This window comes from Streptococcus cuniculi (assembly GCF_004570575.1).
Taxonomy (GTDB): domain Bacteria; phylum Bacillota; class Bacilli; order Lactobacillales; family Streptococcaceae; genus Streptococcus; species Streptococcus cuniculi_A.
Window position 1 is genome coordinate 1 of record NZ_SPPD01000016.1, and the last position, 25,465, is coordinate 25,465.

Consider the following 25,465-nt stretch of genomic DNA (forward strand, 5'->3'; position numbering starts at 1 on the left):
ACTTTTAACTCCGTTAAAAATTGAGGGTTAAGCATACTCACTACACCTTCTAACGTATCATGAGAAGGACATCCATCACTCAAATCAACATATTGTCCAAGAAGGGATTCATTCATCTCAATAAAATATTCCATTTCTTTCCAAGTTTCAATACCTGCCAGCTGACTAACAAAAACAAGAAACAAAATGGTAGATAGGGAATAACGAACTTTCCACGGTTGGTGTTTATCTAATTCTTCACTTTGGGCTTCTAGTGAAACAAGAAAATCAATCATCGTAGTTATCACTTTCTCTAGTTTACTACTTTGATTGATTTTGTCACTATGTAAATAGTTTTCTGAAAACTATCTTTTCTTCATGCGTTTGACGTGTGAAATTGTTTTCTCAGGATTTACCGCGCCTTTCTTTTGGACTGACACCAAAAGACCATTCCGAGGCACAGGCCTTCATATAAGACGAAAAAGAGCAGGAAAGAGTGTAGGAAAAATTCAGCTGGTAAGATGTAGATTACGGGATCAGTATTGGGGTTAAAGAGCCAGCTACTATCCCCTACAAAGAGAATCTGATGAAAGAGGGTAAAAAAACTGTCAAACCCAATGATAACACCAAAGATACCAGTCAGAACTGGCAAGACTGCGGCCGTCACAAAAACAGGACGATACAAGTTCCCGTATCCTTTTTTCACAACATGTTTCCAAAAAGATAGAAAGCCCGGCAGACTTACCAACACAGCAGCTTGAGCAAGGTGAAAGAGCCACTTGACTTGCTGAAAATGGTGTAGGCCGTCTGCTGATGAGGGAAAATTTGGCATAGAGAGCGTCTGCTCCCACGGTAGGGTCAGATAGCGCAGGAGGATATTGAAATTATAGCTGATAGCTGCACTCTTCATGTAAACGACTTGTTCCAATCTCAACCACTTGATTTCTAGAGGATAGAAAAGCCACGCGCCATAAATCGTTGCCACAATGGCCGCTGCTAAAAGAAAGAGGAGGCTCATAACTACTGAGAATTTAGTTTTCATCGAAGCTCCATTCATCTAGGCTATTCAGCACATGGGTCGGTGCTACTGGGAGTGTCGCCACCTCTTCAGGCTTGGTGAAGCCTGTTAAGACAAGAAGCGTTGGAAAATCATTGTCAATTCCTGCCCGAATGTCTGTCAAATAATTATCCCCAACCATGAGGGTCTCGCTCCGCTCAGTCCCCAAAATGGCCAGAGCATTGTCCATGATAATGGCTTGAGGTTTGCCGATAAAGGTTGCATTAACCCGCGTCGCTGCTTCTAGCAAGGCAATCAAAGAGCCTGCTCCTGGCAGGAGTCCTCGTTCAGTTGGGATATTCAAATCAGGATTGGTCCCAATAAAGACCGCGCCTTTTTGAATCGCTAGGGTCGCAATGGTCAATTTTTCATAGGTTAAATCGGTATCAAGTCCGACCACGACATAGGCAGGATTGTCCGTTTCTTCCACATAGCCTGCTTCAAGAATCGCTGATTTCAGCCCCTCTTCTCCAATCACATAAGCTGTCTTTGCCTTGCCCAGCTGATTCATATAATCAACGGTCGCAAGACTGGCAGTATAAATGGTCTCAAGCGGGGTGTCGATGTTAAACTGCTCCTGCAACATGGTCTGAACGGCTTCTGGTCTGCGGGTAGTATTATTCGTCACAAAGAGATAGGGGAGCTTCCGCTCCTGCAAGGCATGAACAAAGCGTTCCCCTGCTGGAATGCGGTCCTTTCCCTTGTAAATGGTCCCATCCAAATCAATTAAATATCCTTTATAACTCATCTCATCTCCTCATTCAAATCGTGCTTCCCAGTGCTCTGCCTGATGCGCTTCAAAGCAGAGGGCTATCTGTTCTGCTGTATTTTTCCCAACGGACAGGGCAGGCAAGTCCTCCAAGGCGAAATAGGCGCTCGCAACCGTCTCTGAATTGGCTTGAAATGCCCCACCGAGCGCTCGGCATAGGTAAAAGACCTTGGTCACATGGTGGGCAGACCTGCTAGGATTGCTCTTTGCCTTGTCCAAAATGGCAACCAGGCGCAACACTTCGACTTCAAGCCCAGATTCTTCTCGCACTTCCTTGACCACATTTTCCATGGCCGAGCAATCGACATCACACCAGCCTCCAGGCAAGGACCACAAGCCATCATTTTCCTGAACCAAGAGGATTTTTTTGTCTTGGATAATGGCTGCGCGGGTATCGAGTTTTGGGGTCTGATAGCCTGTTTCGTTACAAAACAATTCTTCTACTTGCTCTAGCGGTAAGCCCGACGGCTCTACTAACATTTCTGCTGCTATCTGGCGAATTTCTTCAAATCGTTCTATATCATAGACATCCTTACCATAGGCAAGACCCGTCTGCGCCAAGGCCTGCAGGCGAACAGCCCACTTGAGCCAATTATTGTTTGCTGTCATCTCGACTTCCCCATTTAATCATTCCTTGGGCATTGAGCTGGCCGTTAGACCAGATTTCATGCTGACTGACACCATTTTCCACTACGACCTTGGTCGTTACAAGCGCTTCTGGTGCCACCTCCTTGATATACTTGAGTTGGAAATAAGTTGGTCGGTGAGTGATGAGAAATTCATATTCCAAACTCTCGTACATCCATTCCAGATACTTGCTATTATTGACATGTCCATTGAGGTCAATATCAAAATACCGCACCTCTTGTTCTTCTTCAACAGCTTCTTCTAAGGTGCCATATTTGGGAGCCCGCGCTACTTTTTTGACCCTTTCAGATTGGTAAGGCGCAATCAATTCCTCTGGAACTGGGCTGACCTTTCTGGTCTCAAAATCAATCAGGACAAAGTAGGCTAAAATCTTGATGAGCAACTCCCCTGCTTCATCATAAATATGAAAGGTCCGATAGCAGAAAAACTTATTGTAAGAAATCGCTTCTGTCTCAATCGTGACCGTTTCCTGATAGCGCGGCAGGCGGGTGATGTCCACCTCATAATCTGTCACCACCCAGACAAGGCCATACTGCTCAAAGATTTCCTTATCCCCGCGCCCTAGAAGATCCGATTGGCGACCAGATAAGGCTAAGCAATACGCTAAAAATCCTGGAATTTTTAATTCTTGCTTGACATCTACCATATCAAACGGTAGCGTGAGTGTTTCCTGATAACGTAGTCCCATTATTCCTCTCCTATGATAAATCGTTCTGCAACTGTGTCTCCGAGAAAGAGCCCTTTCTTAGTCATTCGGATAAAGCCATTTTCTTCCTGAAGGAGACCCTCATTCTTCAACTCTGCCACCACATGACCATAGCGCTCTTTAAAGGATGTTGCAAATTTTTCCTCAAAACGAGCAATCAAAACGCCTGTTTTCTTCCGCAATCCCAAAAACAGTTCTTCTTCCATTTGCTCTGCCTGCGATAGTTGCTCTTCGTGAAGCCTTGCATGACCTTTTTCCCGAATGGATTTTAGATAATGTTGAATGGGTCCCCGATTGCGATAGCGCATACCGCCTAGATAGCCAGAAGCTCCTGCTCCCAGCCCAAAATATTCCGCATTATCCCAGTACATGAGATTGTGCCTACTTTCAAAGCCCGGCTTGGTAAAATTGGAAATCTCATAATGGTCAAAACCATTTTTTTCCAATTCTTGCAGAATATACTCGAACATGTCCGATTCGACATCTTCGGTAGGCAGGTGTAGGTGGCCACGGCGCTGCCGATTCATGAAGACCGTATGATTCTCCAAAATCAAGCTATACAGGCTCAGATGAGGAATATCAAGCGCTAGAGCACGCGCCACATTATCTTTGACCTGCGCCATAGTCTGACCAGGTAGGGCATAGATCAAATCGATCGAAATATTATCGAAATTCGCAGCCTTTAAGGCGCTAATCGTTTCATAAATCTGTGCCTGATTGTGAGAACGACCGATTTTCTTGAGCATGCGATCATCAAAGGTCTGGACACCAAGCGAGACCCGATTACACTTAGATTTTTCCAGAACAGCAATTTTATCTTCCGTCAAATCTCCAGGATTGGCCTCAATTGTAAATTCTTCTATTTGGGAGAGATCAAGTAGCTCTTCCAGATTGGTCAGCAAGTAATCCAATTGTACAGCCGATAAGGCTGAAGGTGTCCCGCCACCGATATAGAGTGTTTTCAACGGAGGCAAGTCATAGAACCGCACCTCCTCCATCAGAGCCGCTAGATAGTCATCAACAGGCTGGTTCTTGATAAACACCTTTGAAAAGTCACAATAGTAGCAAATCTGGGTACAAAAAGGAATATGAACATAGGCTGAAGTCGGTCTTTTTGTCATGAAGTTATTATACCACACTCCCACCTTTTCGTCAGAACGAGGGCATGAAAAAGGGAGTGAGACAGAAAGCAACTTCTGTTCTTCTCCTCCTCTTATAACATAGCACTCACTTATTGCACTTCTAGCATTTCTTGAGCGCAAGATAAAAAGGTCCACCGGACCTTTTTATTCCTCCAAATGCCAAATGTCTTCGTTGTACTGCTCAATTGTGCGGTCGCTTGAGAAGAATCCGGCTTTGGCAATGTTGACAATGACTTTTTCAAGCCAAGCATCGCGGTCTTCATAGTCTGCTAGCATGCGTTCCTTGGTTGCAATGTATTCTTCCAAGTCAAGCAGGGTCATAAAGTGGTCATTGTGCTTGAGATTGTCTTGCAGTCTCCACAAGCGCTCATCGATTCCTCCAAATTGACGCACCAAATCGCTCGTGATAAAGTCAATCAGCGGGCGGATCGCTTCTTTTTCATAGAAGCTGTGTGGATGGTAGCTACCATGAGCATAGTGATCAATCACCGTCTGGCTGTCTTGACCAAAGATATAAATATTCTCATCTCCTACCAGATCATGAATTTCCACATTGGCCCCGTCATCGGTACCGATAGTCAAGGCACCATTGAGCATGAATTTCATATTTCCTGTACCAGATGCTTCTTTTGAAGCCAGAGAAATTTGCTCTGAAATATCAGCAGCTGGAATGATGAAGCTCGCTTCCGTCACATTGTAGTTTTCAATCATGACCAATTGCAAGTGCGGGCTCACCTCAGGGTCATGCTGAATCACCTGCGACAAGACCAAAATCAAGTGAATAATATCTTGGGCAATGGTATAGGCTGGCGCTGCTTTTCCACCGAAGAAAACAGTCAATGGCCGAGCTGGGATATTCCCCGCCTTGATAGCCAAATACTTATGAATCACGTACAAAACATTCATCTGTTGACGTTTGTACTCGTGCATCCGCTTAATTTGTACATCAAAGATTGAGTCTGGATTGACCTCTACTCCTTGCGTTTGGGCAATATGGCGTTGCAATTTCCGCTTGTTGTGGCGTTTGATGTTTTCTAATTCCTGTTTAAAGCCTGCATCATCCTTATAGGCCAACAAGTCTTCCAAAGCTTCTGCACGACGGTGGTAATCACGACCAATCAAGTCATCCAAATAGTGCGCCAAACGTGGGTTGGCATGCATGAGCCAGCGACGGAAGGTAATCCCGTTGGTCTTATTGTTGAATTTATCAGGGTACAAGTCATAGAAGGCCCTGAGCTCTGATGATTTCAAAATCTCCGTATGAAGAGCTGCCACACCATTGATCGAATAACCATAATGAATGTCCATGTGAGCCATGTGGACACGACCGTGTTCATCGATGATATTGACCGCTGGATTGTCCTCAATCGCTTTGGCACGGCGGTCCAATTCCTCGATAAATGGCACCAAGTGCGGTACAACCTTGTTCAAGAAGTCAAGTGGCCATTTTTCCAAGGCTTCTGATAAGATGGTATGGTTGGTATAGGCTGTCATGCTCCTTACAATCTCAACTGCCTCATCAAAGGAGATACCACGGAGTTCCAAGAGACGAATCAATTCTGGAATGACCAATGACGGATGTGTATCGTTGATTTGTACAACAGCATAGTCTGCCAAGTCATGCAAATTAGACCCCTTAGCAATCGCTTCGTCAATCAAGAGTTGCGCAGCATTTGATACCATGAAATACTGCTGGAAAATCCGCAAGATTTTTCCTTGATCAGTAGAATCATCAGGATAGAGGAAAAGGGTCAGATTGCGGAAAATGTCATCCATGTCAAAGTCAATACCGTCATCGATGATATTGTCATCAACAGAGGCCAAGTCAAAGAGACGCAGACGATTTTTCTTTTCGGTCTTATAGCCCGGCACATCAATATCATAGAGTTTTGAGGTCAAGGTAAAATGCGCAAACGGTACTTGGTAGGAAATCGGAGACTCTGTCAACCAAGAACGCGGTGTAATCCACTCATTTGGCACGGCTGACTGTTGGTGGTATTGGAAGAGCTGACGGAAAAGTCCGAAGTGATAGTTGAGACCAACACCGTCCCCATTCAAGCCAAGACTGGCAATCGAATCAAGGAAGCAGGCTGCAAGACGGCCCAAGCCACCATTTCCGAGCGACGGCTCCATTTCCACTTCTTCAATGGCAATCAAGTCTTTTCCTGCTTCTGCTAGCTGGTGCTTGACTTCGTCATACAGACCTAAATTGATGAGATTATTGGACAAGAGTTTTCCAATCAAAAATTCGGCTGAAATGTAGTAGACCTTCTTCTTCTGGTCGTTGGTACACTTGGCTTCACTGCGCTGTTTCGTAAATGCAAGCAAGGCATAGTACAACTCTTGATCAGAGCAATCCTCGATTCGTTTGGCATACATGGTTTGAACAAAATTTTGTAAATTAATCATGTTCTAGTAACTCCTCTTGTTTTCATTTTTACTTAGAAATAAATATGCAAGTTTTCCGTTTTTTTTGGAAACGTTTTCTAATAATATTATACTACATTTTATCAAAAAAGGCAAGAACCTCGCCAAAAAAAATTCACACCCCGTAGGGTGCAAATCTTCTTCCGATTTATTTTGAAATCAGGGTTTCTAGTCCCACCCTCATCATGTCGGTAAAGGTTGTTTGGCGTTCTTCTGCTGTCGTATCCTCGTCTGGGTTGACCAAGCTGTCTGAAATGGTCATGATACCAAGTGCTTCAACACCGTGTTGAGCTGCTAGGTAGTAGAGGGCTGCCGCTTCCATCTCAACGGCGTGAACCCCCATGGTGCCCAATTTCACATTTTGCTCATAGAAGTTTGAGTAAAAGACATCAGACGACAAGACAGATCCGACATGCGTGGTCATGCCCAAGTCCTTGGCAATATGGTAGGCCTTGTCCAGCAGATTAAAGCTTGCAATCTGTGGGAAGTCATACATCGGCCAATCGTTTCTGATGATATTTGAGTTGGTCGCTGCGGCCTGTGCCAAGACCAATTCACGCACGTGAACATTAGGATTGAGCGAACCTGCTGTTCCCACACGAATCAGGCGTTTCACTCCATAGTCCACAATCAACTCACGCGCATAGATCGAAATGGAAGGCATTCCCATACCCGTTCCCATGACGCTGACCCGCTCTCCTTTATAGGCTCCTGTATAGCCATACATGCCACGGATTTCGTTGAACAGCACCGCATCTTCTAAAAAGTTTTCTGCGATGTATTTTGCCCGCAAGGGGTCACCCGGTAGTAAAATCTTGTCCGCAATCTCGCCGACTTTTGCTCCAATATGAATTGACATTGTTTTCTCCTCTTATAATCCTGCCAAGATTGCTTTGACCAAGCCCTTGAAATCTTCTTTGATACGAGTGGTTACTTCCACCACTTCTTCATGATTGAGTGAGCTTTGGAAACCAGCTGCGTAGTTGGTAATAGCTGAAATTCCTAGTACCTTCATGCCTGAATGCACCGCTACAATCACTTCTGGTACTGTTGACATACCGACTGCAGATGCTCCCATGGTTTGGTAAGCACGGATTTCTGCTGGTGTTTCGTAGGTTGGACCAGACACACCGAGATAGACCCCTTCTTCAACCTTAACCCCAATGCTATCTGCAATTTCTTTGGCCTTGCTACGGTAGTCCTTACTGTAAGCATCTGACATATCTGGGAAACGTGGTCCAAATTCATCCAAGTTTTCACCAATGAGTGGATTGGTGCCAATCATGTTGATATGGTCGTTAATCATCATCAAGGTTCCTGGACCGTAGCCAATTCCTCCTGCTGCATTGGTCACGATGATGCTGTGGCATCCAAGAGCCTTCATCACACGAACGGGGAAGGTCACGACTTCCATCGGATTCCCTTCATAATAGTGGAAACGTCCTTGAAGAGCTAAAACTTTCTTACCAGCCAAGTCTCCATAGACCAATTTCCCAGCGTGACCAACGACTGTTGATTGCCCCCAGTTTGGAATATCAGCATAATCGATGACAATGGCATTTTCCACTTCATCTGCTAATTCTCCTAAGCCCGAGCCCAAAATCAAGCCAAATTCTGGCGCTGTGAAGCCTCTTGCTTCCAAAAAGCCCTTTGTTTCTTGTATTTTTTCAATTAGTGACATCTTTTCTATTCTCCTTCTTACTTCACAAAACTGCGTTTATACAGTCTGTGACTTTCAATATTTGTTTCTGCGTCCTTCTCATCCCAAATCTGTAGTTCCCAGGGATAGTAAAAATTGCTCTGATTTTTAAAGTAGATATGAATACCTACATAGCCCTCCCTATCTCTGATATACCAATTTTTTAAACCATACATTTCTTTCCAATCATCCAAACGATCCAAAATCTCCCGAACCTCTTCTGATGACAGAATCATTCGCGCGCCAAAAATATCATTTAAAATATTATTGACAGGATATTTCGTATCTCTTTTTTTATAGGAATCAATCTTATAGAGAATACTTTCCGTCGTTTTGACACGATAAAAATAATGAATGTCTTTTACATCTGCACGATACAAATAGTCATTAATCGATTCATGCAAATTCAGACGATAGGACAAGATATGTTCAATCGGCACTTTACTAAAGCTATGATAAATATTGACTTTTTCCACTTTCCCTGTTTCAAAATAGTCTTTTGAATATAGATGATGAATGCGATTGATTTCAGCAATCAAGCGCTCTACTTTTTCAATCATAGGACCACCCTATTGTGTTTCTTAACGTGTTGCATGCACCTTCTTCCACTTCCGAATCTTTGTTCGAAAGCTGGTAAAGGGGGCAACGGTATTGATATGAATCCATTTCCAAACAGGCCACTTGCTGGGCGTTGAGCTAGCCCATTTGCGCTGATTAGGGCAAAAGAGCTCCTCATTGGTGTAGCGGTTCACTTGCTGAACCATCGCGCAAACTTGCTCTTGAAACTGCACTATCAAATCGGGCAAAGAAAAGTCTACCACCTCTTCATCAAATGCCTGATAGAGTCCGCCCAGCTGATTCCACTTGAAATCGGGATGGGGTGTTATGACCAGACGCCCTGCCTGCTCATCTCGCTCCCAGCCTTGCACGAGTTTCAGCCAGCCTAATTGATAGGCAATCATCTGCGCTGGACTTCGGTCCACTCCATCTAGGAGCAGGTCCTTATCCTGTTCAGAAATCGCCGAAAATTCCCCAATAAAAAGGGCTGCTTTCTTCTCTATTTCTGCTATGAGGGCTTCCTTGGATTCATATTCTCTCATCTTATACCAACTTATCTAAGAAACTTTCTCCAATCTGGCTCTTTTCAACGCCAAAGTTCTCTGCAATAGTCGCTGAAATATCCGCAAAATGTCCTACAGGGATGTGACCAGCACCTTTGAGGGATTTTCCAAAGATGAGCAATGGCACATACTCACGTGTATGGTCTGTTCCGACATAGGTCGGGTCATTTCCATGGTCTGCGGTAATCATGAGCACGTCGTCTTCACGCATATTGTCGATGATTTCTGGCAAGCGCGCATCAAATTCTTCCAAGCAATCGCGGTAGCCTTCGGTGTCACGACGGTGTCCGTACACCGCATCAAAGTCTACTAAATTAGTGAACGAAAGCCCTTCTGTAAAGTCTTGATTTTGCAAGACCTTGATAAAGTTGTCCACACCGTGGTTGTTGGACTTATTGTGTCCCATATCATGAGAAATGCCTGCGCTGTTGAAAATGTCATTGATTTTTCCAACTCCGTAGGTGTCAATTCCTGCTGCTTTCAAGTTATCAAGTACAGTTGGAGCAAATGGAGAAACGGCATAGTCATGACGGTTGGAAGTACGTGAGAAATTGCCCGGAGTTCCTACGTATGGACGCGCAATGATACGCCCCAATAAAGATGGACGCTCAAGGGTGATGGAACGCGCGTATTCACAGATTTTATAGAGTTCTTCTAGCGGAATCACCTCTTCGTGCGCTGCGATTTGTAGCACAGGGTCCGCAGAAGTATAGACGATTAACTCGCCTGTTTCCATTTGACGTGGGCCTAAGTCATCAATGACGGCTGTCCCAGAATACGGTTTGTTAGCCTCACGAATGATTTTCCGACCTGAAAATGCTTCGATTTTTTGAAGAAGCTCTTCTGGAAATCCGTCCCAGAAAGTATCAAACGGGTCTGTGATGTTGAGCCCCATGATTTCCCAGTGGCCTGTCATGGTATCTTTTCCGCGTGATACCTCTTCTAATTTTGTCACATAGCCTGTCGGATTTTCTTCAGCAGCAACCGTTTTGAGCGGTGTGTCGCGTTCAATATTTCCCAGACCGATTTTGACCATATTTGGTACTGTCAAACCTGCGGTTTCTGAGATGTGTCCCAAGGTGTCGGACGTTGTGTCTGGCTCGCCTGCATTGAAAAACTGATCTGCGTCAGGCGCAGCACCAATTCCTACTGAATCTAATACAACAACGTGCATGCGTTTAAATCTTGCCATTTCTTTCTCCTTTAAATGAATAATCATTTCTATTATAACACAAAAACGCTTTCCTAGTCATTTCTAGGCAAAGCGTTTCATACATCTCATCGTTTTTCATAAGTTGATGATATAGCTATCGTCCAATCTACAATTTATCGTTTCCCACTCCATTCTTGGTAAAACTGCTCAAGATAGGTTTCCATAAAATCATGACGGTTTTGCGCCATTTTTCTTGCTCCTTGGGTATTCATTTGATCTTTTAAAAGCAAAAGTTTTTCATAAAAATGGATGATGGCACTGGATTTACCATCTCGGTACTCTTCAAGGGCCATCGATTCTCGCGGTACAAGGTTTGGATTATGAATGGGACGTTTGCTATAGCCGGAATAGCACATCACACGCGCAATTCCAATCGCTCCAATAGCATCGAGTCGATCAGAATCTTGAACAATCTTCCCCTCTAAACTGACTGGAACAGTTCCTCTTCCACCTTTAAAAGACATGGTTGCAACAATCTCTAGAACATGCAAGCGATTATTTTCTTTCACCCCCTGCTCAATCATCCACTGAGAAATTTTCTCCAAACCTGCCTCGTGAGAGGAATGGAACTTTTCATCCGCCACATCATGAAGTAATGCTGCTAATTGACAAATGAACGTATCTCCACTCTCCAATTCAGCTAGATGCTTAGCTGTATTGCTAACGCGTACTGCATGCCAATAATCGTGCCCACTGCTATCCTGACCCATTTCTGCTTGGACATATTGTTCTGCGGCCTCTAAAATCTCATTTTTTCTCACCCTAACCCCTCTTCTATGGCCAATCTCAAAGGCCAAAATCACATTTTCAAACTTTGCCATTGCCTGTAGAAACACTTTGTCCTTTTCGGATACCTTAGGAGTAATTGTAGCCATCGTTTCCTCTTTTAGTAATACCATTGTATTGCGTTTACTTTTTGATGTCAATCTAAAAATAGAAGTAAGAGTAATATCACCTTTGGATAATCGTACTCTCACTTCTATTTGGCATCTCATCGTTTTTCAAGGAAGCGTGGACCATCTGGATAGCCCACAATGACTTTGGACACCCGCTGGATAAAGAGACCGTGTTCTACAACTCCTACTGTATGGTCTAATTCATTCGCCAAGGCATCGGCATCTGGAATTTCTCTTAAGTCTAAGTCAATAATATAGTTTTTCATATCGGTCACGAGTTTTTCGCCATCTTTCATACGGAAACTTGGACGATAGCCTTTTTCTTCAAACACTCTAAATAAATTCTCTGCCCCATATTGAACAACTTCAACTGGTAATTTAAAGGCACCTAGGGTTTCCACAACCTTTGATTCATCGACAATCCAGATACAATCCTTGCTGTTCACCGCAACAATCTTTTCCATGAGGAGAGCTGCCCCACCACCTTTAATGCCATTGAAGGCCGCATCCACCTCATCAGCACCATCCACGGTGACATCCACATACGGCACTTCATCGATAGATTTTAAGGGAATTCCTAGAGCGGCTGCATGCTCCGATGTCGCATTGGACGTCGTCACCCCAACGATGGATAGTCCTTCTTCTTGGACGCGACGCCCCAACTCTTGAACAAAATAGTAGGCTGTCGATCCTGTTCCAAGACCAACAATCATGCCATCTTTTACAAACTCAGCAGCTTTCAGTCCCACTTGTTCTTTCAAATTTACCATGACCATACTCCTTTTTAAAACGTTTTCCCTTACAGTATACCATTTTACTATCCGTATTGGAAATGAAAATCGCATTTTGGCAGGTCAAAAAAACACCCTCTGCTATCACTAGAGAGAGGTGCCTGATGTTCCTATTTATCCTTCAAATTGACACTTGGAACAGTTGTTGCAGCGTCAGATGTGGCTTGAAACAAGTCAACTTTTTCATAGCCGAAGATTCCTGCGTAGATGTTTGTTGGGAACCGTTTGATTTTTTTATTGTAGGCTGTCGCAATGGTATTGTAATCCTTACGAGCAACCAAGAGGCGATTTTCTGTGCCTTCAAGCTCTGTAATCAAGTCAGAGACTTGTTGGTTGGAATTGAGTTGCGGATAATTTTCTGTCAAGACTAAGAGACGAGAGACTGCTGAATCCAGTTGGCTTTGCCCCTCGTTGTATTCGGCAGATCCTTGCTTGCTAGATCCGATTTTGGCCCGCGCATCAGCAATAGCTGTAAAGACTTCTGTCTCATGCTCCATAGCGCCTTTCACAGAAGCGACAACGTTTGGAATCAAGTCATAGCGTCGTTGCAACTGTGTATCCACATTAGACTGGGCATTTTCAACCTCAGCATAGCTATCAACAAGACCATTGTATTGACCAATGGCTCCCATCGCGATAAGAACAATCGCTAAAACAGGTATTACAATATAGAGTAATTTTTTATTCATATCTTTTCCTTTCTTTCCTACCAACCAGATGAGGCTCCTCCGCCTCCTCCACCGCCACCAGACCAACCGCCACCACCGAATCCTGAGGATCCTGAGGAATGCGAATGAGTGTTGTTGGAACTAGTAGAACTATTGAGCAGGAGCCATAACAGGGCATCACGACCACCGCCTCGGCCTCCTCTACCACCACGACCGCCACCTTTTGACAAGATGACCATCACAATGACAACAATGAGCGGGGGGAGAAGGAAGTAGATTGGTTCATCGTTTCCATGTTCTTCTTCAAACTCCTCCATGCGTACTTGGGCTCGATCGGTGCCATAGAAGCGATCACCTATCGCATCCACAATATAGCGGACACCACCGTCGTAATCTCCCTCTCGGAAGAAGCTACGCGCGTCCTCTAAGATGCGCCTTGATTCGACATCGGTCAGCACTGTTGCGGCATTATCTGATGTCTCTATCCGAAACTTGCGGTCTTCCAAAGCAATAATCACGAGCACCCCATTATTGGTGCCTGCAAAGCCGACCTGCCATTTTCGAAAGACTTCATTTGCCAAGGATTCAATATCGTCTGACAGTTGAGTCGTCAGGTACACCCCGACTTGGAGCTGTTCACTCGTTGATTTCCATGATCGATTCTCACTATTAATGGCTTGAATCGTGTCTTGCGACAGGGAATTGGTCTCGTCTAGCACCGTTGAGTCCCGCGGTCTGTCAGGGACTTGAGCAGAAACAGGAGCGCTGACCATCAGTAGCATCAGAGGGACCAACAAAAGTCCGACAATCCATCGTAAACCTTCCTTCATAGGACGACCTCCTTTTGACTATTATACCATGTTTTCCTTATTTATCTAAGATTTGACTCACTTTTTCTTGCAATTTCAGCACTAAATTGGTCCGAAACCAAGGATTTTTCGCCTGCCAGATATTGTTGCGCGGAGAAGGATGGACAAGGGGCAAATACTGCGGTAGATACTCCTCATAGGCTTGAACTGTCTCGGTCAAGGTCCGTTTTCGCCTGTCTTTTAAATAATATTCCTGTGCATACTGCCCAATCAGCAAGGTCAATTCCAACCGGGGCAGATTGGCTAATAGCTGTGAATGCCATCTTTGTGCAAATCCCTTTCTCGGAGGTAAGTCACTTGATTTTCCTTTTCCTGGATAGTAAAAATCCATGGGCAAAATCGCTAGTTGATTGGCATCGTAAAAAGTCTCTGTATCAACACCCAACCATGCCCGCAAGTTATCACCACTTGGGTCTGCAAATAACTGTTGACGCTCTTGAGCCTTTACCCCCGGAGCCTGACCGACAATCAAGATTTTCGCCCTGCAATCCGCTTGAAATAGAGGTTGTAGCCCTTGTTCTGTATAAGTGCGGTTGGCAGGGTCTGCCATGATAGCTGCTCGGATAGTCGCTAGACTTGTCATCACTCCTCCTTTGCAAAAGGAACTGAACCTCTAGGCCAGCTCCTACATACTTTTTCTATAAGGACTTATTTCACCAACTCGTAAATCGCTTCAGCATAAATGGCTGCCGCCCGCATCAGATCTTCCACATCCGCAAATTCATTGGCTTGGTGCATGGTGTCTGTATAGCCCGGGAACATGGCACCATAGGCAACACCTCGTTTCAAAAGTCGTCCAAAGGTTCCACCACCGATGACTTGTTCATGCCCTCTCAAGCCTGTCTGACGCTCATAGACATCCAACAAGGTCGCTACTAAAGGATCTTCCATTGGTACGTAGTGCGGTGTGTGTCCCTGTTCTGACAAGGTAACATCTACCACAGGCAACTTCTTCAAGACAGTTTGAATCGCTTCTGGGCTTGTCCCTTTTGGATAACGGAAGTTGAGAGCAATGGTGTTATCTGTTGCGGTTTCATCAAAGCGGAAAACACCAGCATTCATTGACAAGGCTCCCATTTTCTCATCGGCGTGAGCCACACCCAGTGCTTCCCCTTTATGGTCTTCAAACAAGATATCGCCTGCAATGGCAAGGTAATCCTTGGCTGGTCCTGCAAAGTCAAACTGGTTCAAGAAACGAGCAAGATAGGTCGCACCATTGATACCAGACTGCGGAGAGGCTCCGTGGGCTGATTTTCCGATAATGGTCACCTTGGATTTTCCAGCTTCTTCTGCTAATTCAAAGGTCACTTGGTATTCTGCTACAAAGGCTGCTAGTTTATCTGCAAGATCTGGCAAGGCTCCCGATACAAGAGCAGTTGCAGATTCTGGCACCATATTTTCCCGCAAGCCACCTGTAAAGCGATGAAGGCGAGCAGAACCACTATTTTCCCCAGCAAAGTGGAGATACTCGGTGATATTTCCTTTCTCACCATTGATAATCGGGAATTCAGCGTCTGGTGAGAAGCTGAAATCAGGATCTTTGACACCGCTATGTTCGAAGTAATAGTCCATGTCTGCCCAGCCAGATTCTTCATCTGTTCCGACAACAAAACGGACTTTCTTGGAAATCGGCAAGCCCAATTCCTTGATAATCTTGAGACCGTAGTAACAAGCCACGGTTGGTCCCTTGTCGTCACTTGAACCACGCGCATAGAGTTTACCGTCTTTAATGGTCGGAGTGTAAGGGTCTGTGTCCCAACCACTTCCTGCTGGCACCACATCCATGTGGGCGAAAATTCCCAGCACTTCATCACCGTCACCGTATTCAAAGTGACCTGCATAGTTGTCGACATTCTTAGTTGGATAGCCGTCACGCTCTGCAATTTCTAAGAATTTGTGCAAAGCCTTGACAGGACCAGGGCCAAATGGATGCTCCGCATCTGCCAAGCTATCATCACGCTCTGAGTTGATTTCAAGCAAGCTGAACAAGTCAGCCAGCAAATCCTCTCGGCGTTTTTCTACTTCTGCTTTAAAATCAATCGTCATCTGATTCTCCTTTTCAAGTATGAATTGATACTATTCTATCACAAAATGAAAGAGATTTCATACATTTGGCAACGAAAAAGCAGGAAAGAGGCGGAAGCAAGATTATTGCCCTCTCTATTACTATAACCTATTCAATCACACAAAAGATTTTTGAGGAGATGTTTCCCCACAATAGCAAAAAAGTCCTAAAACCCGAATAGAGGTTGGACTTTTTCATATCCCTGCTATTGGACATTGCCAACTACAGACACACAAGTAGGAGGCAGGAGGACACTCCCTAGCTCTTAAACTCCCTACTATACAGCACAGACCAGACTATCTATATGAAATATCAATGTTGAACCATTCCTTTGCGTAGTACCACAGCACTTCCGAAAGCCCTATCGTAATAGCCCATATCACCATACTTCCAATCGTTGCCAGCACGACCAGCTTCCACTGCTTGACTAAGCAAGAGACTGCTACTGCCAGAAGATACAAGGCACCGACCATTTCAAAGCCGATAATATGAATATTCAGGGATTCCAAGACCAATCCTGTAACAGGAATGATCAGAAATAGGAGGGCAACGAGAAACTGATCTATTCTAGTCAACAGGTTCTTTTTATGATGGTTCGTGGGTTTTTCCGACATCACAGCTACCTCCTCTATTTAGGGTACAGAACGTTCTATGATTTATCCCCCTGCAATAGTTTATATGTTTTTTTCCAACTCACTCCGTTCGTTATCATGCGAAATTGAGAAAGGAATAGGATAAGGAAAGGAGCTACAGATAGAACTGGCGTTCATCAAAGCGACTGAACGATATCCTAACCTTTACCTTATTCAATTTACCATAGATAGAAGATACCTCACTTTTACACTCGTTAAACACCAAATCCTCCCCATTTCAAAAAGGTTAGAAAGGTGATACGATGATCATCTTCCTAACCTTTTTCGACTGATATATGGTAGCTCACGACAACTGCTTACATGTCATTAAAATCCCAGATATCGTCCACCCAGCCTTGGTAGAAATCAGGCTCGTGGCAGACCATGAGAATGGAGCCTTTGTAGGCTTGAAGGGCACGCTTCAATTCGTCCTTGGCATCGACATCTAAGTGGTTGGTTGGCTCGTCTAAAATCAAGACATTGTTCTCTCGATTCATCAAAAGGCAGAAGCGTACCTTGGCCTGCTCCCCTCCTGACAAGACCTGAATCTGGCTTTCGATGTGCTTGGAGGTCAGCCCACAGCGTGCTAGGGCTGCACGGATTTCTGCTTGATTTAGGGCAGGAAAGGCATCCCAGACCGCTTCAAGCGGGGTCTTTCGATTACCACCTGCTACTTCCTGCTCGAAATAGCCAATTTCCAGATACTCTCCCTGCTCGACTTGCCCCCCTAGGGACGGAATCAGCCCTAGCAGGCTTTTTAGCAGGGTTGACTTCCCAATTCCGTTGGCTCCGATAATGGCAATTTTCTTATTGCGTTCAAAGGTGAGATTCAGGGGCTTGCGATTGAGGACACGGTCATAGCCGATTTCCAAGTCCTTGGTCTGGAAGATAAAGCGACTCGGTGTCCGCGCCATTTTAAAGTCAAAGGAGGGCTTTGGTTTTTCAGCCTGTAGTTCGATGATGTCCATTTTATCCAGCTTTTTCTGGCGGGACATGGCCATATTGCGGGTTGCGACCCGAGCCTTGTTGCGGTTGACAAAGTCTTGGAGGTCTGCGATCTCCTTTTGCTGGCGCTCATAGGCCGCTTCCAACTGAGCACGCTTCATGGCATGGACTTCTTGGAATTGGTAATAGTCGCCTGTATAGCGGGTTAATTGCTGATTTTCCACATGGTAGACGATGTTGATCACCTCATTCAAGAAGGGAATATCGTGGGAAATGAGAACAAAGGCATTTTCATAGTTCTGCAGATAGCGCTTGAGCCACTCGATATGCTCGGCATCCAGATAGTTGGTCGGCTCGTCAAGAAGCAAGATGTCAGGCTTTTCAAGCAGGAGCTTGGCGAGTAAAATCTTGGTTCGCTGACCACCCGACAGCTCCGTCACATCACTATCCATGCCAAACTCCATGACACCCAAAGCACGGGCTACCTCGTCAATCTTGGCATCCAAGGTATAAAAATCACGACTTTCCAGACGATCTTGAAGCTCACCTACTTCTTCCATGAGGACATCTATATCCGCTCCCTCATCCGCCATGGACATGTAAATCTCGTTAATCCGCTCCTCGGTCTTAAAAAGCTCATCGAAGGCTGTCCGCAAGACATCACGGACAGATTGCCCTTTTTCCAGCTTGGCATGCTGGTCGAGGTAGCCTGCTGTCACATAGCGGGACCACTCAACTTTCCCCTCATCGGGGAGCATTTGCCCTGTCACAATGGACATGAAGGTGGATTTTCCCTCACCATTTGCCCCAACTAGACCGATATGCTCCCCTTTTAGGAGGCGAAAGGATACATTTTCAAAAATGGCACGGTCTCCAAAGCCGTGGCTTAAATTTTTTACTTCTAAAATACTCATTTCATTCCTCATAAGAAAGGGTGGTTCCCCACCCTCGTTCATTTAATTTTTTGTGAAAAATTTATCCGCATACTCAGCAGAAATCTCTGGGTAATGTTGACGGGTTACTGTGATAAATTCCCTCATACTCTTTGAAAATCAAATTCAAACTTCGTCAGCGTCGCCTTGCCGTACGCCAGTACAGCCTTCGGCTGGCTTCCTAGTTTGCTTTTTGATTTTCTTTGAGTATCAAGTAACCCGTTTGAAGCCAGCGGAAGGCATGCAAAATTCCGACAAATAAAGCCCCCACAAGTAGGAGAGTCATTGGTGAAGCACTGCCCGTTTTTAGGGCTGAAGCAAGTTGCATCAAGAGGAGCAACCCCAATAAAATCGGGATTCCTATTTTTAAACGCTTGGTCCGTAAGTCCTCTGTCTGCCGGTCCTTTTCCAGTTCTTGAAAGAGGCTTTCTGCAATTTCACGAACGGTTCCCTCATCAAGCAGCCCTTGTTTTAATTCCTTACGGAGCTTACTATTCAACTCTTTTCTATGAATGCTAAAAATAACATTCTTTACTCCAATCCAATCTCAGCTCGTACAACATCCGCAATGGCGTCCACATAGTAGTCCACCTCTGCATCCGTTGGTGCTTCTGCCATGACGCGTAAGAGTGGCTCTGTTCCACTTGGACGGACGAGAATGCGACCATTTCCTGCCATTTCTGTCTCCATTTGCGCAATAATGGCTGCGATTGCCTCAACCTCCATTGCCTTATCCTTCATACTGTTTTCCACACGAATATTGACTAGTTTTTGGGGATAGATGGTCACTTCGCTAGCTAATTCAGATAAGGTTTTGTCTGTTTCTTTCATGATTTTAGTCAGTTGGACAGCGGTCAACTGCCCGTCACCTGTCGTATTGTAGTCCATAAGAATGACGTGACCAGATTGTTCCCCACCGACATTGTAGCCTGATTTGCGCATTTCTTCCACCACATAGCGGTCGCCAACAGCTGTAACGGCTTTGTCGATGCCTTCACGTTCCAAGGCCTTGTGAAAACCAAGATTGGACATGACGGTGGTCACAATGGTATTTTGTGCCAATAGTCCGCGGTCAGCAAGGTACTTACCGATGATGTACATAATACGGTCGCCATCGACCAATTCGCCCTTTTCATCGACTGCAATCAAGCGATCGCTGTCACCGTCAAAGGCAAGCCCAATCTGACTGTTGGTCTCCCTCACCAAGGCTTGCAAGGCTTCGGGATGAGTCGAGCCGACACCTTCATTGATATTCAAGCCATTTGGCTTTTCTGCCATAACAGCTAATGTTGCTCCTAAATCCGCAAATACAGGACGGGCTGAGGTACTGGCTGCACCGTTTGCTGTATCGAGTGCTACCTTCATTCCCTCCAAATCAAAGCCTGTTGACACGAGGAATTGTTGGTATTTGCGCAAGCCCTCTGGATAATCAACCACATCTCCCAGACCTTGAGCAGATGGACGTGGCAAGGTATCTTCTTCGGCATCCAGAAGGGCTTCAATCTCTGCTTCAAGAGCATCGTCTAGTTTAAAGCCATCGCTCGCAAAGAATTTAATCCCGTTATCTTGGGCAGAATTATGGCTGGCTGAAATCATGACACCTGCACTTGCTTTTTCTGTCCGAACCAGATAGGCCACCCCAGGAGTAGCAATCACACCCAGCTTGTAAACATGAATCCCCGCAGAAAGAAGACCTGCAACCAAGGCAGCTTCTAACATTTGACCTGAAATCCGTGTATCACGTCCGACAAATACGCGCGGTGTTTCTGTCTCGTGCTGACTGAGGACATAGCCCCCAAAACGTCCTAATTTAAAGGCCAGTTCTGGTGTCAACTCAATATTTGCTTCACCACGAACACCATCTGTTCCAAAATATTTTCCCATTATTTCCTAACTCTCTTTCTTATTTTTTTGTCTTGGTAATCGTCGCTTGCAAGGTCGCTCCGTCCTGTGATAGGACAACTGGCAAGACATTTCCTTGATTATCCACTGCTTGCAAGGTTGCTTCTCCGCTATAATCGTCATCTAAATTACTCGCATCAGGTACTATGGCCTCCACACGATCGATACGAGACAGGGTGTCTTCATCTGTTGTAACTTTGACCGATGAAACATTTACTGTGACTTTTCCTAAGCTGTAGCCGTCTGCTAATTGACTATTGGCAATGACACCTTGAACGCTGTAACTCTTGCTCACTTTCTTACCAATCTTCACGGTGATGGCATCAGGAACCAATTTAGCCTTGACCCCCGTTGGGAGGTTGGACACAACGAGCTCAACCATATGCGTGCCTTTTTCCACTCCACTTAAATCTGCTGTCACTTCAAAGGTCCGCGTCGCTTCATCTGTTTCCCTTTGTAAAATCACTCGATTGGAAGCGGTTAGGGAGACGGTTGTCGTAGGCGAAAAACCTGAGATGAAGTAGTTTTCTTTATCATACTTGATGTCAATCGGTACGCTGGTAATCGTATGCGTATAGTTTTCTGATTCAGTGACCTTCTTCGTTGTATTGGCTGTTGTAATCGAATTTTTATAATTGGTCGTTGTGGCATAAAAGAAGAGGACAAGGGCAATAAAGGCTGAAAGAAGTAAATGCCCTACTTTTTTGAGTTTATCGTGCATGTTTGCTACCTCCTAGGCGTTCTAACCAACTTCTCTTTCTCACGTCATCAGGAGTAAATACGCTCCGCAACTCGCTTTCAAATTCATCTAGGCTAAGACCATGCTTGAACAGTCCATTGTAGGCAACAGAGATACTACCTGTTTCTTCTGAAACGATAAAGACAAAGGCATCAGACACTTCTGCTAGACCAATCGCTGCTCGGTGTCTGGTTCCAAATTCTTTTGAAATCCCCGCACTTTCTGTCAGCGGGAAATAAGCACACGATACCGCAATCTTATCTTCTTGAATAATCACCGCACCATCATGAAGCGGTGTATTGGGAATAAAAATGTTAATCAACAACTCACTTGAAATATCGGCGTCAAGTGGAATACCAGTTGAGCAATATTCGCGCAAGGTCTGGGTCCGTTCGACTGCGACTAAGGCTCCGATTTTCCGGGGAGCCATATAGGCTGCTGCCTTGATAAAGGCTTGGATAAGGGCTTCTTCTGCGCTCAATTCCACCCGTGCAAATAACTGCGTTGTCCGACCAAGTTTTTCGAGGCTGGTCCGAATCTCAGGCGCAAAAATCACTACTCCTGCAATAACTCCGTAGGTGATGACCTGATTCATCAACCAGGAAATGGTCTGTAATCCCAATAAGCTAGCCAAAATTTGGAAAAACAAAAAGAGAAAAACCCCACGAACCAAGGTCATAATTTTGGTGCCTGCCAAGGCCTTACTAAAACGATAGATTAGATAACTAACCAGTGTAATATCAACTAAGTGCATCAAAGCAGTCCAAGGACTCACCGACAAACTGGACCAGTAATTAACATCAAATAATTGACTATAATTGAGCATCTGTTTCACATACTTTCTAATTCTTACTGCTCACATTATACCATACTTTTAGGTAATTTTTCTTAAAAGACCCCTAAAAATCCACTCTTTCATTTGAGCATACTTCCTCACCGTCAGCAGACTTTCCCAAAAATGTCCTTTCAAAATGCTCACGCTGTCTATCACGAGATTTTTAATGGAGTTCGGCTTTCTGTCCTAGAAAAAGCGATGGCTTTATGATAAAATAAGCCTATGATAAAACTAAATACAGCTTTAGGGCTTCTTGCAGGAAAAGCATCTCAGGCCATTCTCAGTCGCTTGGGCCGCGGAACCACCTTGCCAGGAAAAATCGCCCTTCAATTTGACAAACAGATTTTAGATAGCCTCGCAAAAGACTATGAGATTGTCGTGATTACGGGGACCAATGGCAAGACGCTGACGACTGCCTTAACGGTGGGCATTTTAGAAGAAGCCTTTGGAGCGGTGACGACCAATACCAGCGGAGCCAATATGCTGACAGGGATTACCGCAACCTTTTTGTCTGCTAAGAAAAACAAGAATGGCAAAAAGATTGCTGTGCTAGAAATCGACGAAGCCAGCCTTGCCAAAGTCACTGCATTTATCAAGCCGAGCCTCATCGTCTTTACCAATATTTTCCGCGACCAGATGGACCGCTACGGTGAGATTTACACGACCTATCAGATGATTGTAGATGGTGCTGCGAAAGCTCCGACAGCGACCGTTCTTGCAAATGGTGACAGTCCGCTCTTTCATTCGACAAAATTGGTTAACCCTATCCGCTACTATGGATTTGCGACAGAAGAGCATGCGCCAGAGCTTGCTCACTATAATACAGAGGGGGTTCTCTGCCCTCACTGCCACCACATTTTGCAATACAAGATGAACACTTATGCAAATCTGGGCAGCTATATCTGTCTTTCTTGCGGATTTGCTCGTCCCGAGTTGGACTACAAGCTCACCGAACTCAAAGAGATTACCCATGTATCTTCAAGTTTTGTTATTGACGGACAGGAATACAAGATTAACATCGGCGGACTCTACAATATCTACAATGCCCTTGCAGCAGTCAGCGTTGCTGAATTTCTAGACGTATCACCAGATATCATCAAGGCTGGATTTGACAAGAGCAAGGCCGTCTTTGGTCGTCAAGAAACCTTTACAGTAGGAGATAAGGACTGCACCTTGGTCTTGATCAAAAATCCAGTCGGTGCTACACAGGCGCTAAAAATGATTCAATTGGCACCTTACAAATTTAACCTAGCTGTCCTGCTCAACGCCAACTACGCAGACGGTATCGATACCAGCTGGATCTGGGATGCGGACTTTGAACAAATAAACCAGATGCAGATTCCACATGTCTTTGCAGGCGGGGTTCGTGCTTCTGAAATCGCCCGCAGACTGCGGGTGGCTGGGGCTTCTCCTCAAGATATGACGCAAGATCCGTCCATTGAAAAGATTTTGGAGTTGATTGCAGCGCATGAGACCAAGCATACCTATATTCTTGCGACCTATACTGCCATGCTGGAACTCCGCGAGATTCTTGCACAGCGCCAAATCGTTGGAAGGGAGATGAAATAAGATGGTCTATACATCACTTTTAAGTCCCGCTAAGGACTACACTTATCAGATCCACATTGCTCACCTCTACGGGGATTTGATGAATACCTACGGAGACAATGGCAATGTCCTCATGCTCAAATACGTTGCTGAAAAGCTAGGAGCGGGGGTTCAGGTAGACATCGTATCCTTGGAAGATTCATTTGATAAGGATTTCTATGACATTGCCTTTTTCGGTGGTGGGCAGGACTTTGAACAGTCCATTCTTGCAAAAGACTTGCCGACTAAAAAAGAAACTCTCTCAGCCTTTATTGAAAATGATGGCGTTATGCTTGCCATCTGTGGCGGCTTCCAACTGCTGGGTCAATACTATATTGAAGTAGGCGGACGCAAGATTGACGGTCTAGGCATTCTCGGCCACTATACGCTCAATCAGGCCAACAACCGCTTCATTGGTGATATTAAAATTCACAACGAAGAGTTTAATGAGACCTACTACGGCTTTGAAAATCATCAAGGACGAACTTTTCTAGCGAATAATCAAAAGCCACTTGGCAAAACCATCTACGGACACGGCAACAATAACGAGGACGGTGGCGAGGGGATGCACTATAAAAATACCTTTGCCAGCTACTTCCATGGGCCAATCCTCTCCCGCAATGCCAATCTTGCCTACCGCCTTGTTACAACAGCCTTACGCAAAAAATATGGTCAAGACCTTGTCCTTCCTTCCTATCAGGATATTCTTTCACTTGAAACGCCTGAAGAATACGGTGATGTCAAAAGCAAGGCTCGCTTTGAAGAATAGGAGAATGCCATGAAAACAAAACTACGCTATATCGCTGTCCTGCTGTTGATTTTGCTAATTTCATGCTTAGCACTTGCCAATATGGCAACTGTGAAAGTCAGCTATCTCTTCGGTTATTTCAAATTGCCCCTGATTATTTTGATTCTAGTCTCTGTCTTACTCGGTGCTGTTATCGCCAGTCTCATTGGTACAAGCAAACATTGGGCAATCAAATCCGAGTTGAAACAAGCCCAAAAAGAATTAAAGAAGCAAACACAAGATTTCGAAGCAAGTTGAAAACAAATCCAGTCAGAAATTGAGCAGGAAACGACAGAAACAGTTGCTCACCGAGTAAGTATAGTGAATTGAATAAAGGTTAGGACATCGTTAAGTCGCTTTGATGAACGTCAAATTCTATCTACAGCTCCCTTCCCTTGTCCTATTCCTTTCTCAATCCACTATGTGCCAGTCCTCAACGAACATCAAAACCACTCGTAAATAAACGGGTGGTTTCTTTGTTGGCAGTTTACGGAGGTGTTTGCTTACGGATTTGGAGATAAAAAAACTATCGCAAATTGCTTGAACGATAGTTAGGGGTTGTCGGTAGCTAGGGGCTCGCTACGAAGTGATTCGCAACTTTTGTTCAACTGCCCATTTGCCGTAGCCGCTGCGAACTCCGTTCGCTGAACGGATTAGATACCCTTGTGGTACAGTCGCTTTTTTAACACCCTGTATCTCACTTAATTGAACACGCCCTAAACTCTGTGCGAAAAAGATAGGCAACTGTTTCGGCTTTAGCCGATTACAGCTGAGAATCCCTTTAGGGATAGCTTGCCTTGTGTTCGTTGAACACGGCAGCAATCTCCTATTTTCGCTTTGAGTTTTTCACGCACCAAATATACAGTGTATATGTGGTGTATAGTTGATGAAAACTTGCGTAGCAAGTTCACTGCTCTCGTATCTTATGCAATTGAATTCGGGCTAAGCACTGTGTGAAAAAGATAGGTAGCTGTTCTCGCTTTAGCGAGTTACAGCTGTGGCTACCTTTAGAGATTGGGCTGAAAACCTCCACTGGAGCTTTTCACTCGTCAGATT

General features: G+C 44.8%; 27 protein-coding genes. 3 read left to right on the plus strand and 24 right to left on the minus strand.

Annotated elements, in window-relative coordinates:
- From E4T82_RS09335 to cdaA, 24 genes are all read right to left on the minus strand, one after another.
- A partial coding sequence (locus E4T82_RS09335) for a transposase family protein (protein WP_135182565.1) occupies positions 1-275 on the minus strand: 275 nt, incomplete at its 3' end.
- 116 nt (positions 276-391) lie between these two features.
- Positions 392-1,021 (minus strand): TIGR01906 family membrane protein, encoded by a 630-nt coding sequence (locus E4T82_RS09340; RefSeq protein ID WP_135182566.1) that lies wholly within the window; start codon positions 1,019-1,021, stop codon positions 392-394.
- The gene (locus tag E4T82_RS09345) at positions 1,011-1,784 is read right to left on the minus strand and encodes a TIGR01457 family HAD-type hydrolase (RefSeq protein ID WP_135182567.1); all 774 of its coding nucleotides are present in this window, start codon (positions 1,782-1,784) and stop codon (positions 1,011-1,013) included. The genes E4T82_RS09340 and E4T82_RS09345 overlap by 11 nt, the downstream gene beginning before the upstream one ends.
- Before the next feature lie 9 nt (positions 1,785-1,793).
- Positions 1,794-2,414: an NUDIX hydrolase N-terminal domain-containing protein gene (locus E4T82_RS09350; protein ID WP_135182568.1), complete on the minus strand. Its 621-nt coding sequence runs from the start codon at positions 2,412-2,414 to the stop codon at positions 1,794-1,796.
- On the minus strand, positions 2,398-3,141 hold the full coding sequence (locus E4T82_RS09355) for an acyl-ACP thioesterase domain-containing protein (RefSeq protein WP_135182569.1): 744 nt from the start codon (positions 3,139-3,141) through the stop codon (positions 2,398-2,400). The genes E4T82_RS09350 and E4T82_RS09355 overlap by 17 nt, the downstream gene beginning before the upstream one ends.
- On the minus strand, positions 3,141-4,280 hold the full coding sequence (gene hemW, locus E4T82_RS09360; protein ID WP_135182570.1) for a radical SAM family heme chaperone HemW: 1,140 nt from the start codon (positions 4,278-4,280) through the stop codon (positions 3,141-3,143). Before hemW ends, E4T82_RS09355 begins: the two co-directional genes overlap by 1 nt.
- 165 nt (positions 4,281-4,445) lie before the next feature.
- Entirely contained in the window at positions 4,446-6,710 is a 2,265-nt protein-coding gene (locus E4T82_RS09365) for a glycogen/starch/alpha-glucan phosphorylase (protein WP_135182571.1), read from the minus strand.
- 166 nt (positions 6,711-6,876) lie between these two features.
- Positions 6,877-7,587 (minus strand): purine-nucleoside phosphorylase, encoded by a 711-nt coding sequence (gene deoD / locus E4T82_RS09370; protein WP_135182572.1) that lies wholly within the window; start codon positions 7,585-7,587, stop codon positions 6,877-6,879.
- Between the two features lie 12 nt (positions 7,588-7,599).
- Positions 7,600-8,409 carry a purine-nucleoside phosphorylase gene (locus E4T82_RS09375; RefSeq protein WP_135182573.1) on the minus strand — a complete coding sequence of 270 codons (810 nt, stop codon included), beginning with the start codon at positions 8,407-8,409 and terminating at the stop codon, positions 7,600-7,602.
- Positions 8,410-8,426: 17 nt separating this feature from the next.
- Complete coding sequence (locus E4T82_RS09380; RefSeq protein WP_135182574.1) at positions 8,427-8,987, minus strand: GTP pyrophosphokinase; 561 nt, start codon at positions 8,985-8,987, stop codon at positions 8,427-8,429.
- A gap of 21 nt (positions 8,988-9,008) precedes the next feature.
- Positions 9,009-9,527, minus strand: a complete 519-nt coding sequence (locus tag E4T82_RS09385; protein ID WP_135182575.1) for a ClbS/DfsB family four-helix bundle protein — start codon at positions 9,525-9,527, stop codon at positions 9,009-9,011.
- A gap of 1 nt (position 9,528) precedes the next feature.
- Positions 9,529-10,740: a phosphopentomutase gene (locus E4T82_RS09390; protein ID WP_135182576.1), complete on the minus strand. Its 1,212-nt coding sequence runs from the start codon at positions 10,738-10,740 to the stop codon at positions 9,529-9,531.
- Between the two features lie 134 nt (positions 10,741-10,874).
- Positions 10,875-11,582 carry an HD domain-containing protein gene (locus E4T82_RS09395; protein WP_135182617.1) on the minus strand — a complete coding sequence of 236 codons (708 nt, stop codon included), beginning with the start codon at positions 11,580-11,582 and terminating at the stop codon, positions 10,875-10,877.
- Between the two features lie 170 nt (positions 11,583-11,752).
- Positions 11,753-12,427, minus strand: a complete 675-nt coding sequence (rpiA, locus tag E4T82_RS09400) for a ribose-5-phosphate isomerase RpiA (protein WP_135182577.1) — start codon at positions 12,425-12,427, stop codon at positions 11,753-11,755.
- A gap of 131 nt (positions 12,428-12,558) precedes the next feature.
- Positions 12,559-13,137 (minus strand): LemA family protein, encoded by a 579-nt coding sequence (locus tag E4T82_RS09405; RefSeq protein WP_135182578.1) that lies wholly within the window; start codon positions 13,135-13,137, stop codon positions 12,559-12,561.
- 17 nt (positions 13,138-13,154) lie between these two features.
- A complete protein-coding gene (locus E4T82_RS13040; protein ID WP_135182579.1) occupies positions 13,155-13,946 on the minus strand; it encodes a TPM domain-containing protein in 792 nt (263 codons plus the stop codon).
- Between the two features lie 37 nt (positions 13,947-13,983).
- Positions 13,984-14,568 (minus strand): uracil-DNA glycosylase family protein, encoded by a 585-nt coding sequence (locus tag E4T82_RS09415; protein ID WP_135182580.1) that lies wholly within the window; start codon positions 14,566-14,568, stop codon positions 13,984-13,986.
- Between the two features lie 65 nt (positions 14,569-14,633).
- Positions 14,634-16,031, minus strand: a complete 1,398-nt coding sequence (pepV, locus tag E4T82_RS09420; protein ID WP_135182581.1) for a dipeptidase PepV — start codon at positions 16,029-16,031, stop codon at positions 14,634-14,636.
- 315 nt (positions 16,032-16,346) lie between these two features.
- Entirely contained in the window at positions 16,347-16,664 is a 318-nt protein-coding gene (locus E4T82_RS09425) for a hypothetical protein (protein WP_135182582.1), read from the minus strand.
- A 335-nt stretch (positions 16,665-16,999) separates the two neighbouring features.
- The gene (locus E4T82_RS09430) at positions 17,000-18,541 is read right to left on the minus strand and encodes an ABC-F family ATP-binding cassette domain-containing protein (RefSeq protein WP_135182583.1); all 1,542 of its coding nucleotides are present in this window, start codon (positions 18,539-18,541) and stop codon (positions 17,000-17,002) included.
- A 199-nt stretch (positions 18,542-18,740) separates the two neighbouring features.
- Positions 18,741-19,058, minus strand: coding sequence for a hypothetical protein (locus tag E4T82_RS09435; protein WP_135182584.1), 318 nt, complete (start codon positions 19,056-19,058; stop codon positions 18,741-18,743).
- 32 nt (positions 19,059-19,090) lie between these two features.
- On the minus strand, positions 19,091-20,443 hold the full coding sequence (gene glmM / locus E4T82_RS09440; RefSeq protein ID WP_135182585.1) for a phosphoglucosamine mutase: 1,353 nt from the start codon (positions 20,441-20,443) through the stop codon (positions 19,091-19,093).
- 19 nt (positions 20,444-20,462) lie between these two features.
- The gene (locus E4T82_RS09445) at positions 20,463-21,182 is read right to left on the minus strand and encodes a CdaR family protein (RefSeq protein ID WP_135182586.1); all 720 of its coding nucleotides are present in this window, start codon (positions 21,180-21,182) and stop codon (positions 20,463-20,465) included.
- A complete protein-coding gene (gene cdaA / locus E4T82_RS09450) occupies positions 21,172-22,026 on the minus strand; it encodes a diadenylate cyclase CdaA (RefSeq protein ID WP_135182587.1) in 855 nt (284 codons plus the stop codon). The genes E4T82_RS09445 and cdaA overlap by 11 nt, the downstream gene beginning before the upstream one ends.
- Positions 22,027-22,260: 234 nt before the next feature.
- On the opposite strand from cdaA, the gene murT reads away from it, so the two are divergent.
- Genes murT through E4T82_RS09465 form a run of 3 tightly spaced genes read left to right on the plus strand, consistent with a single transcriptional unit; the run spans position 22,261 to position 24,667 of the window.
- Positions 22,261-23,604, plus strand: coding sequence for a lipid II isoglutaminyl synthase subunit MurT (gene murT / locus E4T82_RS09455; protein WP_135182618.1), 1,344 nt, complete (start codon positions 22,261-22,263; stop codon positions 23,602-23,604).
- A gap of 1 nt (position 23,605) precedes the next feature.
- Complete coding sequence (gene gatD, locus E4T82_RS09460; protein ID WP_135182588.1) at positions 23,606-24,391, plus strand: lipid II isoglutaminyl synthase subunit GatD; 786 nt, start codon at positions 23,606-23,608, stop codon at positions 24,389-24,391.
- 9 nt (positions 24,392-24,400) lie between these two features.
- Complete coding sequence (locus E4T82_RS09465; protein ID WP_135182589.1) at positions 24,401-24,667, plus strand: LapA family protein; 267 nt, start codon at positions 24,401-24,403, stop codon at positions 24,665-24,667.
- Positions 24,668-25,465 lie beyond the last annotated feature (798 nt).